This is a genomic window from Paenibacillus qinlingensis (assembly GCF_013204845.1).
Classification (GTDB): Bacteria; Bacillota; Bacilli; order Paenibacillales; family NBRC-103111; genus Paenibacillus_E; species Paenibacillus_E qinlingensis.
In genome coordinates, this window is the sequence record NZ_JABMKY010000002.1 from 145,860 (window position 1) to 163,368 (window position 17,509).

General features: G+C 47.2%; 7 protein-coding genes. 1 reads left to right on the forward strand and 6 read right to left on the reverse strand.

Going from position 1 to position 17,509, the window contains the following annotated elements; translation table 11 throughout:
- The first annotated feature begins 175 nt into the window (after positions 1 to 175).
- Positions 176 to 742: a helix-turn-helix domain-containing protein gene (locus HQN88_RS04220; RefSeq protein ID WP_173108994.1), complete on the forward strand. Its 567-nt coding sequence runs from the start codon at positions 176 to 178 to the stop codon at positions 740 to 742.
- Positions 743 to 838: 96 nt separating this feature from the next.
- Here the strand turns inward: HQN88_RS04220 and HQN88_RS04225 are convergent, their stop codons facing one another.
- The 6 genes from HQN88_RS04225 to HQN88_RS04250 all read right to left on the reverse strand — a co-directional run bounded on the left by HQN88_RS04225 (position 839) and on the right by HQN88_RS04250 (position 17,272).
- Complete coding sequence (locus HQN88_RS04225; protein WP_173108995.1) at positions 839 to 1,852, reverse strand: M14 family zinc carboxypeptidase; 1,014 nt, start codon at positions 1,850 to 1,852, stop codon at positions 839 to 841.
- Between the two features lie 16 nt (positions 1,853 to 1,868).
- Positions 1,869 to 2,735: a carbohydrate ABC transporter permease gene (locus HQN88_RS04230; RefSeq protein ID WP_173108996.1), complete on the reverse strand. Its 867-nt coding sequence runs from the start codon at positions 2,733 to 2,735 to the stop codon at positions 1,869 to 1,871.
- Positions 2,736 to 2,749: 14 nt separating this feature from the next.
- Positions 2,750 to 3,634 (reverse strand): ABC transporter permease, encoded by an 885-nt coding sequence (locus tag HQN88_RS04235; RefSeq protein WP_246320071.1) that lies wholly within the window; start codon positions 3,632 to 3,634, stop codon positions 2,750 to 2,752.
- Positions 3,635 to 3,754: 120 nt separating this feature from the next.
- Positions 3,755 to 5,296 (reverse strand): extracellular solute-binding protein, encoded by a 1,542-nt coding sequence (locus tag HQN88_RS04240; RefSeq protein ID WP_173108998.1) that lies wholly within the window; start codon positions 5,294 to 5,296, stop codon positions 3,755 to 3,757.
- A gap of 217 nt (positions 5,297 to 5,513) precedes the next feature.
- On the reverse strand, positions 5,514 to 11,183 hold the full coding sequence (locus HQN88_RS04245; protein ID WP_173108999.1) for a DUF4962 domain-containing protein: 5,670 nt from the start codon (positions 11,181 to 11,183) through the stop codon (positions 5,514 to 5,516).
- 203 nt (positions 11,184 to 11,386) lie between these two features.
- Positions 11,387 to 17,272, reverse strand: coding sequence for a DUF4962 domain-containing protein (locus HQN88_RS04250; RefSeq protein ID WP_173109000.1), 5,886 nt, complete (start codon positions 17,270 to 17,272; stop codon positions 11,387 to 11,389).
- Between the last annotated feature and the right edge of the window lie 237 nt (positions 17,273 to 17,509).

Sequence of the window (17,509 nt, forward strand, 5' to 3'; positions counted from 1 at the left end):
TGTGCGTTATATAACTCTCATACATCATATTATACACATGTGCGTTATATTGTATATAGGATATTTGCCTATGAATTAAAAATTTTCTATGAGTCGTTTGCCAATCGGTAGGGTTGGTTTATAATGAGGAATAGTAAATCGACCGTTTTCGTTAGGTAGGCAGGAGGAACCATTAGTGGAACAAGAGCAAGAACAGATTCATAAGAAAATCGGAAAAAGCCTGCAAGCGATTCGTAAAGCGAGGTCGCTCAGCTTAGATCAGGTGGCAGAGCTAACCGGTGTGAGTAAAGCCATGTTGGGACAAATCGAACGCGGAGATTCGAATCCGACCATCTCGATCCTTTGGAAGATCGTGAATGGCCTTCATATTTCTTTTACATCGTTGATTGAAGATGAAGAGCCGAAGGTAACGCATTTTCGCTTCTCGGACACAGAGCCCTTAATGGAAGAAGACGGCCATTATCGAGCGTTTCCACTCATTCCTTTTGACCAGAAGAAGCAATTCGAAATATATACGGTCGAGATGGATCTCGACTGCAGCCATGCATCGGAACCTCACAATGAAGGCGTTGAAGAATACATCCTGATGATGCAGGGTAGTCTTGAAGTGACGTTTCATCAAGAAACTTTTCAGTTGACGGTGGGAGATGCTATTCATTTCTCAGCCGATCAAGCGCATACGTACCGAAATACTGCAAATGGTAAAACCATGTACCATACGATCATTGTGTATCCTTCGTAAGGTACCGCTTTGCAGCAGTAATCCTTCGTCTCTAGCAATCAAAAACCCACCGCAGATTCAAATACGGTGGGTTTTTCGTCATACCGGGTACAACTACTAGACGTTTTGTTGAGACCTAAGCATTTCCTCAAACAAGACGAAGTGACTGTCTAGAATCTCATCTGGTGTTAGTTTCACGCCTGGAGCCGCAAGCCCCATGTTTGATTCAAAGGTCATGCTCATACCTCCGCAGACATGATGGATGGCAGATGTCAGATTGAACGAAGGATGAGCGATCCCCTTGTCGACCACTAATTGATTTCGTTCAACAAAAGGTAACCCCTGTTTGGCAAAAGCAGCACCAAGCTGCTGATTAAACGCTTGTTGCCTCTGCATGACTACATAGGGCAAATAATGAATCTCCACAAAGTGATTGGCGTTATTCGCGCCCCCATGCAGCTGCACGGTCAGATCCGGCACTTCCCCATCCGCGAGCTCTAGCAGCGCACGGGTTTCCTGCGCCATCGGGGCAAAGAAATTGTCATGCATCAAATTCACACCATCATCGTTAAAATAAGAACCGAGAACATCCGATGCCTCTTTAATCGGATGCACAGCCTTGCAGTCCGGCCACCCACAGAGCGAACCGTCTTTCCACGTTCCTTGCATGTAATACACAGACTGCTCAAATGGCACTTCGATGAGTGAATCGATCGGCAAGCGGTCTCGTCCATCTGGATTCATACACGGAATAAGAAGCAACCGGAATTTAGGTGCATTTTCTAAAATGTAATCATGTCGTTTGCCTCTGAAATCGGTTCCAGTTTCAAGGAGTTGAATGAGGTTCATGACAGCTACTATCCCTTCTAGCTCTCCTCCGTGAACGCCTCCGATCAGCAATAACACAGGCTTGTTCCCCTTGGTTTTATCCGCGTAATGCCTAGGATTTCCTGCTCCGCAGGCTGAATTGTAATTCGCTTTGCGGTTAAAACTCTCCTTCTCACCGTATGCGACGGCATAAATGCTTCTTCCTCCTGCTGATTCCGTAAGCACGCTCGTAGTTCCCTTCTTCACACTGTGTACAATAGCTTCAATCTCCGATAATTGACTCTTCCAGAACGGGATTTGCATCCTCTTTCCTTCCCCCTCACCCTTTGACTGACCCCATCATGGCGCCTTTGACAAAATGCTTTTGAATAAACGGATAGACGAGCAGAATGGGCAATGTACCCACCAAAATAACGGCATACTTGAGTGACTCCAGCACGACTTGCTTATTGCCGATCGCCGAACTTACGGTCGTATCCGTCATTTGACCGACGAGTACAATATTTCGAATGGTCACTTGCAGTGGAAACAGATCAGCATTCCTAATAAAGATTAGAGCATAGAAGAAATTCCCCCAAATTTGTACGGCATAGAATAACGAGATTGTCATGATAACTGGTTTAGAAAGCGGCAAAACGACATGGATTAAGATGCCAAGATCGGATAGTCCATCTATTTTTCCAGACTCCTCCAGTTCCTTTGGAATGCCTTGAAAGAATGTTCGCATAATAATCAAATACCAGGAAGACACCAAACCGGGAAGCACCATAGCCCAGATGGTATCCAGTAACCCGTAATTGCGGACAACAAGATACGTGGGAATTAAGCCACCGGAAAACAACATGGTAAAAACAATCATTAGCATGAATGCTTTGCCAAAAACAAGATTCCTTCTTGATAAAGAATATGCTCCCATCGTCGTGAAGATCAGCGAAAGTGTGGTTCCCAGCACGACATAAATGAGTGTATTTTTGTAGCCGATAAGGATGCGCTCGTCACGTAGAACGGCGGTGTAGGCGTCAAAGTTGATGCCTTTTGGCCATAGGCTAATTTGATTCGTAGTCACGCTTTCAGCGGAGCTTATAGAAACTGCTGCCATGTGGACGAAGGGAAACAGCATGGTACAAGCAAAGATTCCCAGCAGCAGAATGTTGGCCATATCAAAAAGACTTTTACGCTTGAGCATACTGTGTCACTCCCTTACCATAGGCTAGTTTCTCCGAATCTGCGGCTGAGTTTATTGCTTGCGTAGACAAGTATGAATCCAATGATACCCATAAATAAATCAATAGCCGTCCCATAGCTGAAGCCTCCCTGCAAAATACCAATCCGATAGACGTATGTGGAGATAATGTCTGATGTATCATACGTAGCTGCGTTGGATAACAGAAACACCTTCTCAAAGCCGATTTCGAGCACTTGCCCGATTTGTAAAATAAACATAATGACGATCGTTGTCGACATCCCAGGCAGCGTCACATGCCATATCTGCTTGAACCTTCCCGCCCCATCCATTCTCGCCGCTTCATACTGCTGAGGATCAATGGTCGTGATAGCTGCCAGGAAAATAATAGAACCCCAACCCACCTGCTGCCATATTTCCGAGGTCACATAGATGGTACGAAACCATTCGGATTCCTGCAAAAAACTGATCGGTGGGATGCCGAATCCTTGCAGCATGTGGCTGACCCAACCAGAACTTGGTGACAACAACATGACGATAATACTAGATACAACAACTGTAGATAAAAAATAAGGCAAATAACTCACCGATTGAACGAATCGCTTATAATGCTTCCCACGCAGTTCATTTAGCATGAGGGCGAGAATAATAGGTGCGGGAAATCCGAATAAAAGCTTATAGCCCCCTAAGAGAACGGTGTTCTTAATGATGATCAAAGCATCCCGATTCTCAAGAAACAGCTTGTAATACTTAAGTCCAACCCACTCGCTTCCAGCGATTCCCTTAAACAAATTGTAGTCCATGAAGGATATGACAATACCGAACATAGGGACATATTTAAACAAGATATAATACACCAGTACGGGGGCCAACAATAGTAAAAAAGTCCGGTCTCGACTCATATGCCTGAAGATGGATGGTTTCAACGACAAGTCTCCTTCCTGAAGCGCGAAGGCCGAAGTCAGGCTAGCTGACATTCAGCCTTAGCATTATTGCAGCAATAGATATTAAACACCTCAACGTTATTTGGTGTTCTTTTTCAATCGATCCAGACCAATTTGATACGTGTCAATGAGCTTTTGCGCACCTATTTTATTAAGCTCGGCAATGAATTTATCCCACTCCGTTATTGGTGTTTCACCCATAATAAATTTGGCTACGGAAGACTCGTAGTATTTATTCAGTTGGTCCTCGATCACCGAGATCGAGCTTTTCTCTTCGCTGGTAAGCGGAGGTAAAGCATTGATCACAGGGAAATGATATTTTGCAGCTTCATCGAAGGAATACCTTTCATTTTCGTTGCTGAGCGACTTCGACGACTCAAAATCGACGACACCATACGCGCCTGTGGTCATTAGACCCAACTCTTTGCGCAGATCGTTAGGCGTTTTGAATTGTGGCAAAAACTTGCGCTTCCCGTTCTCAACGGTGTAAGATTCCCCTTCTTTCCCCCAGCTAAGGAGATCCTTCCCATCTTTCGAGTAAATAAAATCAAGATAACGCAGCACAGCGTCCAAGTTCTTCGTCTTCGAGGAAACGGCAAAGCCAAATTCTTCTAGATCTGCTTTTGGAATGTAACCCTTGCTGCCGAATCCAACGGGTGGAGCCATGAATTTGAGATGCGCCCCATTCTGAAGCTGGTCGTTCATGATCTCGATTTGACCAATAAACTGAAGGGTCATGAACGATTTGTTCGTGGCAATAAACTGCGTCCACGCCTTATAGTCCATGGAAAGCCAATCCGGTGGCGTTAACCCTTCCTTATAAAACTTATTCAAGTATTCCACCATTTTTTTGAATCCAGGATCGGTTGCCCCGTACTTGATTTTCCCGGTTGCTTTATCTTCAAAGAATCCCGGGTAAACGCCAAACGAAGGTCCGAAATATTTTAACGTATTAATGCCATGCCGGAAAACGAACGGGTAGCTGTCTGGGTACTGCGCTTTGAGCTTTTTAGCTGTCTCATATAGTTCATCCCAGGTTTTCGGCTCCTGTAGGTTTTGTTTCTTGAAAATATCATCCCGATAAAAATAAACGAGCTGATTACCCGCCCCCATCCCATCATTAAGAACATGGTACATTTCTCCACCAGGAGACGTGATGCGTTGGGAGACTTCTGGTCTGGATGCTAGGAAAGATTTCAAATTCGGCATTTTGTCCAGATGCTTGGAGAGATCAAGGAATGCGCCTTGCGGACCATACTTCTGAGCATCCGGCGGGAATACGGACATCAGATCCGGCATATCGCCTGAAGCGATGGCAAGTGCTAAGGACTCCGGTCCCGTTTGCGTTTCTTGATTAATCGTAATATTAGTCCGTTCCTTTACCCATTTCCATACGGCCCAATCTTTTTTGACCGGCCATGCGGGAGATAGTTCAGTTAACAATCGAAGTGTTGCAGGTTCCGGCAATTTGGCTTGTGCGGTTGCGCTGGCAGATGCGCTTGGATTTGGAGCGGCACTTGAGGATTCAGCAGGACTTTGCTGACCTGTACAGCCAGTTAATAACGCGGTCATCATCGTAACAGCAAGTGCGCCTCTTTTTACATTTCTCTTTGGTATCAAGTTACATGCACCATCCCTTTTCGTTAGTCTTTAAACTAGCAGCATTGAATGCGCTTACTATCGCTGACTCCTTGCTGATATCGTCATCATAAGGGAACATTTCACATGAGGTAAATCAGCAGAACCGAACAAGTTGCAACTACTTTCCGCTTTTCTAATAATAATACCATCTTCTGCAAAAAAGCTTATACACCTCCATGAACGTAATTTCCAGACATTAAGGATACATGGCTATATAATCGAACAGATACTCACTCTTATATCGCTGCGTGGTAAATCGAAACGTATCGATCGAGGGTATAACCGTATTCGTCGAGAAATGGACGTTGCTCACGGTGTATTCTCCCGTTACCGGATTTACCGTACCTGTATCCTGCGAACTTGGGATATAACCCTTGAATGCATCTGCCTGCATGACAAGCGTATAGGTTTTCAGGGCTGTATCCATCTCGATCCGAAGTGTGATCCATTGATCGTTTGGCAGCTTATAATCGGATGCTTTTGGAATCTTATAGCTGGTCGTCCCATTCCAATATCCGAAGGTTCCATCCGAGTAATAGGTGAACCTAACGGCTTCCGTTCCAGATCCGTACAACCTAAGCTCAAAGTTGCCGAACAAATTATCCTTCTTTTTATACATGAATCGTGTTTCAAATGTGACTTTTCCGCCTAACCCTGCGTTTGTTCTCGTGATACGTGGACTAGCTGTGTAGTCATCTGCCGATAAACTGAGGTAATCTTTGACCCATAGTGCGTTCCCACTGGCATCCGGCGAAGGAACGATTTGAACCGATGTCTCAGCGGAGGCGTTATACACATCCCAATTACCACCTGTTGTCAGATTACCGATACTCCGATCGTCAAACGCTTCATAGTAAGCACCGCTAGCACTTGCACTATGCAAAATGACGTCCTTTTGTGGGCCTATGAGCGATTCATTCCCTTTCCAATCTGAGGCTCGAACCTGAAATGTATAGTTCCCCGGATGCAAATTGGTTACGTCATAGCGATACACATCACCGGAAACCGTCGCAATTCGGACGAAGTTCGTTTGCGAAGCCTCTTTCTGATAGATATGATAGGTTGATACATACCCGGAATTGTCCGATGCCTGATCCCACTCCAGTCTTGCTGCATTGGAAAATAGCTTGACGGCTCTTACTGTGTCCGTCGTTTCCCATACAGGCGCTGTCGTATCGCTTGAAGTTGGATGCAGGGTCACATAATCAAATAGGTAATTCCCTGTATTGGCTTGCACGAAAAACACAAACTTCTCAATGACGGAAGCATTTGCATTATTATAGAAAGGAAGGTCATTCACACGATAAATCCCATTTACCGAATCCACGGTGCCTGTATCATCCGGTGAAGGTATATATCCCTTAAAATCATCAGATTGCAAACTAATCGAATACCGATCTGTGTTCGTGTTAATATCGAAGCGTAGTGTCACCCATTGATCTAACGGCAGCTTCATATTCGTGAATACTTTGGGAATCCTGACATTGGTGGAACCATCTTTAAAGTAACCTAAGGTTCCGTCAGAAAAATAGACGAATCTGATGACATCTTTCGTGTTATCTCCAAGTTTTAGCTCGAAATTGCCATTATCATTGCTCTGTTTCTTATACATGAAGCGAGTTTGGAACGAGACTTCCCCACTTAAACCCGTATTTGCTCTTAGGAGGAAAGCATCGGTTGTGGAACTGCTACTAGAGATATCAGTTACTTTCAGAACATTCCCCGAGCCCGTATCCGGCGTAGGCTGGATCGTGACTGACGCTCCGTTATTCGTCGTGATTGTCCATGGACTGGAAGGTGTTGTACCTACACCTAAGTGATCGAAATCGTCATAATACGCGCCGGTGGTTGTCGTAACATCTGGTATTCGGATCCGTGCTATCGGTCCGTCGACAGACACATTTCCCTGCGCATCTGCTGCCTGTACCTTGACCGTGTAAGTGGCGCCAGGTGTAAGATTTAAGAGGTCATACGCGGTAAATTGTCCTGTAACCGTTCCTGCGATATGAAAATCGGCTTCCGCCTCTCCTTTGACGGCAATACTGTATGTCGCTACGTTGCTGGAATCATCAGATGCCGGGTTCCATTTTAAGCTCGCTGTCGTCGGAAAGAGGTGATCCATCCACAAAGAGGAAGTAGAGCCCCATGCCGGCGCAATCGAATCAACCGTCGTAAAAGGGAGTGGATCGCTCTCTAACGAAACATTGCCGCTCGTATCTACCGCATTCGCAGTAATCGTGTACGTTGCTCCAGGCGTAAGTCCCGATATTGTCGCAGTCATGGGTACTGTACTTGGATTGTTTGGCACGATCTGGTTTTTCACGCCATTTACATAGAGCGTATACGTGCTCACTCCACTCGGGGCATTATCCGTCGATGGCATCCAGCTGACAGTTGCTACTGTACCTCCCGACTGGGAGACCGCTTGCAGCTGACTCGGTTTGGAAGGTCGATCCTCATCTGATTTGACTTCGATTAGTCCGACCCAATCCAGATTCATCTTACCGCTGGCATGCCACATCATCACATCCACGGGACCAGCTGACAGCTGTTGTCCGGTTTTCACGCGGAGCCCCTGCCAGTGGGAGGAGCTGCTTCCGTCCCCACTCGTCTTCGGTGCCGCAAAATAGTAGGATTGATCTCCAACCGTAGCCAATCGCCCCGCTTGCGCCCCCGTCGGCCCCGTCCATTCTGCGGTATATTTCAGGAGAAGATCATAGTTCCCAGCTCTCGGTACCTGAATCGTCCATTTCACCCATTGCCCTGCCGTATCCCATTTCTCGATCCCAGCTCCACCAGATAAGAATGTTTGAGTCAGTTTTCCGAGATTCTTGCCGCCAGATGTACTGTAGGTCTCTGCTTCCTGTGCAGAGAAGTACAAATTCTGTTTATTCAAGTCAGGATTGCTCCACTGTTCGGTATTTGTAGGTGTAGTTGGTCCAATTTTCTTTAGTTTTAACCTACTGGCTGTACCTTGCAAGATGACCGCTGCATTGGCTTCCAGGTAGACGCTTGGCAAACGTCCATGCTGATCGAATAGTAAGCCAGATGGGATTTCTTCGACCTTATACAACCCTGCGGCATTGCTCAATTTCCCCCAAGCCACGGTTGCTCCAGACAAGTCTGTTGCTGTCTCGAGCACGACTTGATTAGCAACTCCGTCAATGAGTGTATCGAGCGTAACGTTAGCAGGCGTACCAGGTTGAACCGGATTAATGATGAAATCCCGCTGTCCTTTCTCAACGCGGATATTCAGTATGCTCCCGGTCTGTATCCAATGGACGCCGCGATTGGCCATATTCACAGTTTGTGTGCCGCCAGTTGGAAGCACTTCACCGGTATTTACATCTTGCAGCGTGGTGACAGCGAGACCTGCTGTGTGGATGGCTACTTGCGATTCTGGCGAAAGACTTGATACGGAAAGGCGATTCTGCCCATATACCACGGTAGCTGTCTGTTCGCTATCAATAAGCGTGACGTCACTTCCCCCGTTTACACTTTTCTTGACGACCTTCTTTCCATCGACGAGCAGGATCGAGTTTCCTTTAACCGCAATAGCTGTACCATCGAACAGGTAGCTGCCGACATTCACTTCTCCCGTTGCTTGCGCTATGCGTACATAGACGATGGTGCCGTCCGCAAAGCTTAATTTGGTGTAAGTGGGATAGGTTTCCGAAACCACGTTCTGAGGGGCGCCGACATCCCGTTTATACGCTGCCATCGTCGCGACGAACGTCGTTTGCTCTGCTTTCGGCGCAATGAACGCTGCATGCTTCTGCTGCCCATCGCCATATACCTTGGTTGGCAGCACTTCTTTTCCACTCCAATCAAGGAAACGGTCCTCGAACTCCGTTCGTAACGTTTGCGGGGTGTGGAATTGAACCTTGAGCGCTGCTTCCCCTTTTAAAATCGTCGCTCCGTTATTGCCGTCAATCTGCAGATCGTCTTCCGCATGGAGCCGCCAAGCAAATTCGTTACCGCCTGACTTCGCCGACTGTAGTTGATCAATAACAACGAATTGATTGGGTCTAACATAGATGATACTGCGTCCTGCTTTGGACATCACGTTGACATTTCGATTATAAGCATCCGTCGCATCACCACTAACCGCATCAAAATCGGGATGTGTAACGAACCCGGTCACTTTCCCGGCTGCATCCATTTCGTTAATTTTCTGTCCGTATTTACCATCTATCGTAATTGCATTGGAGGAAAAGGTTTGTTTTGAGTAGTTTTTGTCGTGGAGGGTGCCGTAATCATCGTAGTATCCGCTCTCAATCGCAAGTGGTTCTCCGAAGGCATTTAGTACGAAGCTGTTCTGGTCAGCATGGCTATGATTATAACTGCCAAAGGGACTGGATCGGAAATAGAGCGAAACCGCATCTGGATCGGAAAGTTTGGAATGCATGGCCACAAGGCCAATGTCCTGAAACCACTTGGAATCCGGCAGATCGATCGGCGGCTTTACAGGGACAGTTGCATCCCCATAGAAATAGTTGTTTAAATCAGGGTACATCCCCGTTCCAACCGTTTGAGCAGCCCATTGCAAATGAGGATCACTATTCATTTGAGCTAACCGCGTATAAGCGGAGACAGTTGGGCCGTATGGGGTTTCTTGCGTACCGTCACCGAAAATCCCGCCAGGACTCCCTTTTGGCCATGCGTAGAGGGGATACAAACCTTCGTTGCGAGAATACGCTTTTTTGTAAAGATCAAAGCCGGTTGCAGATAAAAGAACATCCATAAACTCCCTGCCAAACATGGAAGACCATTGCCAATAGCCGGTTCCCTGTCCCCATCCACCCTGCTCTCCGCCCCATGGCGGCATCATGTTGATATAGGCGGGCACTATGAATCTGAACCAAGTCTCTGCCTCTGGGAGATCATGCAGCATCGCCACCGAAATAATCCCAAGGTACCCGAATGATGTCCAGCCGTGGGAATCATATGGCAAGCTTGGAATCGCAGCGAGCTTCGTCATTAGCGTTGAGGCACGCGCTTTTATCATATTTTTAACAGTAGCTTTTTCCTCGTTTGATAAATAGCCTTGAAGCCAGTCGTAAGCGATTGCGGACCTATAGGCAATATAACGGTGTACCTGATCGTTCGTGGTATACCCCGTCGGTCCGTTATCCGCAGTGCTCCAACTTGCAATATCGAGCAAGCGTGTTTTTGCTTTGGCACCAGCATCTGTACCGGCATTCGTGCCCTGGCCAATGAGGTAAACGAAAGCCGCATCGAGCATTTGATCGACTACTTTATACGTGTAGTCTTTCAGGCCGGTTTGCCCTAAAGTAGGTGCATCCGGTGCGGTTGAGGATAAACCTGCAACGGAAATGACTTTTGCATCATAGAAGACTTTACCGGTTGTGTTAGCTAGATCTTGAAATGAGAGCAAAGTCTCTTGTTTAGTCCACACTCTCGGATGCGCAGTACCAACTAAACTTAGGAGCTCCGTAACGGGAGGTACTGAAAACTCGACGTTAGCTGTCTCGATTCGGAATTTCCGTATCGTACTCCATTCCGACCAATCGCCGGTCTGCGTCTGGTACTTCACTCGCCAATACCAGGTTCCGGACGTAAATTCATCAGGGAAATTGTAATAGTTTACAGAGAGGCCAGGGTTCTGGAAAGCAACTGTCGTCATTCCAGCGTCGGCGCTAACCTGCAGATGGTAATTGACTACACCGGAGACAGCCGGCCAACGAAAATCGGGTGGATTCTGACTCGTTACCTGCAAATTGGCCGGGCTAAACTTCACAGCCAAACCTTTATCGGAGGGCCATGCGGCTGCAGCATGGGCAATGGAAGGTGAGCCAATCAGCCAAGTGGGGAGAAAACTAGCAAGGACAAAAATAACTAACAAAAGCAGTTTCCGTGTTTTTTTATGAGAACCTATCAATGTTATCAATCCCTTCGTTAAAAAATGGACAAGCATCGCCGAATCGTACGACTATTCTTCCATTGGTCAAAGAGATTCTGTAGGAACTAAGATGCTATGTGCAAATGGAAGATCCGCCGGCTCGCACCGGCGAATCTATTCCTAACAGGGCTAATGATTAGACGTATTTACCACTGAATAACAATAATCGGATTCCCAGTTGTGTCAGCTAATCGCTCCTTCCTAACCCAGTTGGCTATAGCGGTAATTGTATAAGTACCGGGCAATAGCTCTTTCTTCACTTCCCCCAGAATACTCGTTCCAAATGTCCGCCAGCCGTCTGCATAATAAGAAACTTCGCCATTAATCGGATTTCCTTGCGCATCTTTCAACTGTACCACGACATTCGCTGTCTGGAATTGAATGGCTGGATCATCGGTCGTATTCTGCTGCTTTTGCATGCGAGTTCCTTCGTAGGACACCGCAAAGCTATAGGTTCCAGGCAGCAGTTCCTTGCTGACTTCCCCGTAGACGACGGCTCCGACTGTTCGCCAGCCATCGGCATAGTAGCTTGCACTTCCTCCACCAAGCGGATTGCCTTGGCTATCTTTGAGGATCAGCCTGGTATTCACGGTCTGAAAAAGAACAACAGGACTCTCGGCCGTATTCTGCTGCAATTGCAAGCGTGTTCCTTCGTAGGACATCGCGTAGGAATACATACCGGGCAACAGTTCCTTGCTAACTTCACCGTTTGCCGAAGTTCCGAATGTCCGCCAACCGTCTGCATAATAGCTGGCTTCCCCCCCACTTAGCCGATTGCCTTGGCTGTCTTGAAAGAGCAGCTTGACGTTCACCGTTCGGAACTGGACAAGCGCATCACTTCCCGTGTGTTGGGAAAGCTGCAAACGGGTGCCCTCGTACGAAATGGCGAACGCATAAGATTTGTCAGGCAGCGATTGGCTAACTGAGCCTGAAGCATCTGTGATGCCAAATGGCTTCCAGTCACCATCATAATAAGAGACGACACCTCCGCTGAGCGGGTTGCCTGTGCTATCTTTTAGCAGAACCTTGACAGTAGTTGCTGCAAGAGCAAAATTAAGCTGTTTAACGGATTCGATATTCCCTGCTTTGTCGGTTGATTTATAGAGCCAAGTATAGGCGCCTTGCTTGTCAAATGTAACGGGAGATGTATAAGTCCGCCAGGTTACCCCGTTATCCAAGCTATATTCGGATTTGGCCACGCCTGATGCGTCATCAGTGCCGGTAAGTGTAACCGTAACTGGACTCGTGTAAGTGCCGTTCGGTCCATCTGGCTGTAAAGGCGATAAGCTCGCGGTCGTCACCGGTGCAGTTTGATCCGGTGCATCTTGTTGATACAGCGTCACATAGTCGAACGCGTATTTGCCCGTAAAGCGATTAGCGCTGAAACGGAAGGAATCGATTCCCTCTTTGACCGGATCCGTATAAAAAGGAATCCCTTTCACTTGATAAACACCTGTTGTCCGATTTAAAGTACCATAATCATCAACAATGCCGGTATAGCCTTTTAATGCATCCATTTGTACGGATAGGTCAACCTTTTTAAGTGCTGTATCTAAGTCAACTCGCAGTGTAACCCATTGATTCTGAGGGAGAAAGAAACCTACCGGCTTAGGTATTTTGAACGCCGTGGATGGCGTGTTCCAATAGCCGAAAGTACCATCAGAGAACCCAGAGAAACGTAGAATGTCCGTACCGGAACTGCCAAGCTTGAGTTCAAAGTTGCCTAGATTCGTACACATGCGATCATTGGAGTCGGTGCATAGCCGATTATACATAAACCGGGTTTCGAAGACCGCCTTTCCATTGATCGCCAAGTTGCTTCTTGTCACAATTGGATCTTCTACGTATTCATTATCAGCCGGGAACGTCGAATCTTTCACAAGCAGTATCTTACTGCTGGAAGGAACTAACGGTTCAACGGTTACCGTCGAGGTCGAATCTTTTTTCAAATCAACCTTCCAGTTTGGAGCAGCTAAAATGCCAGATGACCTACTGTCAAACGACTCATAGTACTCGCCGCCGCTTGCGGTTGCTGGCATGGCAATCGTAAGGCTAGGACCGTTAGCTGTACGGTTTCCTTGCGCATCTGCTGCTTCAACTCGAAACGTATAAGAAGCTCCCGGTACCAGACCGTCTACATCGTAGGCATTCAGATGCCCAGCAACTGTTCCGGCAACCGTTCCGTCTGCCCGATAGATAGAATAGGAAACTACTTTGCCCGAATTATCTGTTGCCGGACTCCAAGTCAGCCTCGCAGTAGAAGTAAATAAATGCTCTGCTTTTAGCGTACTCGAGCTTCCCCAGTCAGGCGCATTCGTATCCGATGTCGCAAATACCAAGGGCGCACTCGTTAAGGATCGATTATCACTTGTATCCGTTGAAGTTAGGGTAATCGTATACGATGTAGCCGGTGTCAAGTCTGTGATGGTTTCTGATGTGGTGCCACTAGGAATAACCTTCTTCTGGACCCCATTTACATAAAGGTTATATGCCTTAACCCCTACATTATCGGTCGATGGCGTCCAACTTAAGGTCGCAGTCGTATCCGTTTGAGCGGTGATTTGAAGATGACTTGGTGCGGTTGGTCGCACTTCATCTGACTGATTCTCCATCAAGGCAATCCAGTCCAGGTTCATAGGACCACCCGTTAGCCACATCGTGACATCGACTGGTCCAGCTTCCAGCTGCTGACCGGTTTTGACGCGAAGCCCTTTCCAAACCTCAGGCGTTCTTCCCCAGTCGGGCGTTCCCGTAGCATCATACGTCGTCGGCGCCTCCAAATAGTAGGGCTTGTTGCCGATCATGGCCAACCGACCCGTCACCTTACCCGCAGGAGGATCCCATGCCACATATTTCATGACGAGATCATATTTGCCGGACCTAGGCACTTGAATCGTCCACTTCGCCCATTGTCCTGGCTGTTCCCATGCCCCTAAGCCGATGCCGCCAGAAAGAAATGGCCTATTCGCATATTTACTAAAACTCTTCCCACCCGAGGCTGCAAATGATTCGGCTTCCAACGACTGCATATATAGCGTATTTCGCTTCGAATCCGGATCCGTCCACAACTCAGCAACGGCAGGCGCATTGGTTTGAACCTTCCTTAACCTTAGGAGTCCAGGATTACCTTCTAAAATGACTGCGGCGTTGGCTTCGAGGTATATGCTTTCACGTCGTCCATGTTGCTCAAAAAACAGGGCGCTTGGCGCTTCTTCCACCACATATAAACCAGGTGAATTGGACAGATTACCCCATGCAACAGGCGCTCCTAACGTATCGCTATACGCTTGCAGGGTTACTGTACTGGACACGCCGTCGATAATCACAGGCAGCGATACGTCCGGAAGCGGACTTGGCACTGGAGCTTGATTCAGTTTAAAGTCTCGCTGACCGCTCTCTGCGTGAACAAGAAGGTCGTTCCCATCCGAATCCCAGTAGACGCCGCGCAGCGCTCTCGCTTCTGGGGCAGAACCTCCGCGAGGAATCTCTTTCCCATTGCTGCCATTAACTAATTTATTGATCCCTGGTGCATGAATGCGCACTTGGGTATCGGATAGACTTGAAACGGACAGTCGATCACGTCCATAGGCAATCGTGGCTTTCTGATCACTTTCGATTAACGTGATGCCGTCCTTGACGACCTTCGTCCCGTCGATGAGTAAGATGGAATTGTCTTTTACCGCAATAGCGCTTCCATTAAAACGAATCTGACCCGCAACGATTTCCCCTGCTGTGTCCGTCATCCGGACATAGACAATGGTGCCGTCTGCGAAAGTGAGTTTCAAATAATCGCCATGGTTTTCGGATATAACGTTCTGAGGAGCTGAATCCCTCTTGTACGCTTCTAACGTCGAGACAAACGTCGCCTTCACTGTTTTCGGCGTGATGAATGCAGCATGTTTTTGCTGTTCTCCACTGAAGGCTTTTGTCGGCTGAAGCTCCATTCCGCCAATGCCAAGGAACTGTTCCTCGTATTCCGTGCGCAATTGCTGCGGTGCGTGGAACCGGACTTTCAGTGCTGCTTCGCCTTTCAAAATGGTCGCTCCCGCTTGATCCGCATCAAGGGTCAGATCGTCTTCGGCATGAAGGCGCCATTCAAACTCATTCCCCTCCGCTTTCTTGGATTGGAGGTTATCAATCACGACGAACATATTCGGTCTGATGTAAATAATGGATCGATCAGCTTTGGACAACGCAGTGGCGTATGCGACGGATGCATCCCCGCTGACCGCATCAAAGTCGGGATGAGTCACGAAGCCCACTACTTTGCCATCCGCATCGATACTATTCACAGGCTGACCGTACTTCCCATCAACCGTAATTGCGTTAGATGCCAACGTCTGCTTAGCATAATATTTATCGTGATCGGTGTCATAGTCATCATAGAATCCGCTCTCAATAGCAAGAGGTTCTCCAAATGCGTTGATTATAAAGCTATTTTGATCAGCATGACTGTGATTAAAACTTCCAAATGGGCTTGATTTAAAATAGAGGGAAACGCTGTCTGGATCATAGAGCTTCTCATGCATCGCGACTAGCCCAATATCCTGAAACCAACGGGAATCCGGCATATCTACCGGCGGTTTAGCATGTACGTCAGGCGCACCGTAAAAATAGTTGCTTAAGTCAGGATACATACCGGTTCCGACGGCTTGAGCCGCCCATTTTAGATGAGGGTCCTTATACATTTGCGCTAAACGATTGTAGTTGGACACGTTTGGACCACCAGGCGAATCTTCACTGCCATCACCGAAAATACCTTTCGGGCTGCCTTTTGGAAACGCATATAGTGGATATAAACCTTCGTTGCGCGAATAGGCTTTCTCATACAAATTAAAGCCTGTGGCAGCAAGAAGGACATCCATAAATTCTTTGCCAAATAGAGAGGACCACTGCCAGTAGCCTGTTCCCTGGGCCCATCCCCCATTTTCGCCTCCCCAAGGCGGCATTAAATTCATATAGGAAGGAACAACAGAGCGGAACCAAGACTCGGCATCATCCAAATCGTGAAGCATAGCCGTTGCAATGATCCCTATGTACCCGTATGCTGTCCACCCATGGGAGTCGAATGGATTTTTGGGAATCGGATGCTGAGTCGTCAGAGCGTCAACCATCGTTTTCGTTCGAGTGAGCACCATGGCTTTAACTTTATTGCGATCGTCTTGATTCATGAGGCCGTAGAGCCAATCGTAGGCCATAGCTGATTTATACGTAATATAGCGGTGAATTTGATCGTGAGAGGCATAACTCGTTACCCCTGACGTATTCCACTTGGCAATATCTTTCAAACGATCTATCGCTCTTTTCCCCACTGTTTCATTGTTCGAAATGAGATAGACAAAAGCCATATCCATCATTTCATTGACGACACTGTCGGAATAGGCACGATCGACAGTAGTCGGTTCCTTGGGCAAAGCCGTACTTACATTGGTTAGAGCCCAGGCTAGCTTGGCTTCATAGAAAGCTTTCCCCGACGTTTGAGCTATGCTTCTAAACGATTCAAGCGTCTCTGGTTTGGTCCAAATGCGTGGATGTTGGCTGCCGACTTGACTTAATAGCGTATCGACTGACGGTACGATAAAAGGAACGTAATCCGCATCAATTCGGAATCTGCGAATCTGACTCCAATCCGACCATCCTCCAGATGGCGTATGATATCGAACACGCCAATACCAAGTCCCTGTTTCAAATAGGTGAGGAAAATTATAGTAGTTCACATCAAGTGCATCGTTTTCGTAAACAACATTGGTTACTGTAGGGGTTTGACTCACTTGGAGGTCGTATTGATCCGCTCCCGGCACCGAAGGCCAACGAAAATCGGGCGGGTTCTGCGTTGTCACAAGTCGATCCTCTGGTGCGAATGGCGTATTCAGCCCTGTTAAGACAGCAGACGGCCAACTCGATGCTGCTTTTGCAACGTTCGAGTTAACAAAAGGTGTTAAATCAAACAAACTGGTAAGTAAAATGAGAATCATACCTAAAGCAAGCCTTGTCTTCGAGCTCCTCGACAATCCAATCATCCCCTTCTTCAAACATAGCTTATCTCCTGCCAAATCTCGAAGATATGAAATCGCTTACAAATTGTTCCCCCTTTCACTAGGATCATCGTACCTCCTCTAAAATGGTTCGTATATTAACGGAAACCTGTGATGATCAACTTTTTTTGACTCTTCATAAAAAAATGCCACTTTTCGTAAAACAGCCTATCTTTTCAGTCCCTTAAAAAGAAGAAAAAACGGATAAGCCAGCTATGTGGCTTAATCCGTTTC

Excerpts from the sequence above, each read along its gene's own strand:
- HQN88_RS04230 (WP_173108996.1), bottom strand. The coding sequence starts at position 2,735 with ATGCTCAAGCGTAAAAGTCTTTTTGATATGGCCAACATTCTGCTGCTG.
- HQN88_RS04225 (WP_173108995.1), bottom strand. The coding sequence starts at position 1,852 with ATGCAAATCCCGTTCTGGAAGAGTCAATTATCGGAGATTGAAGCTATT.
- HQN88_RS04235 (WP_246320071.1), bottom strand. The coding sequence starts at position 3,634 with ATGAGTCGAGACCGGACTTTTTTACTATTGTTGGCCCCCGTACTGGTG.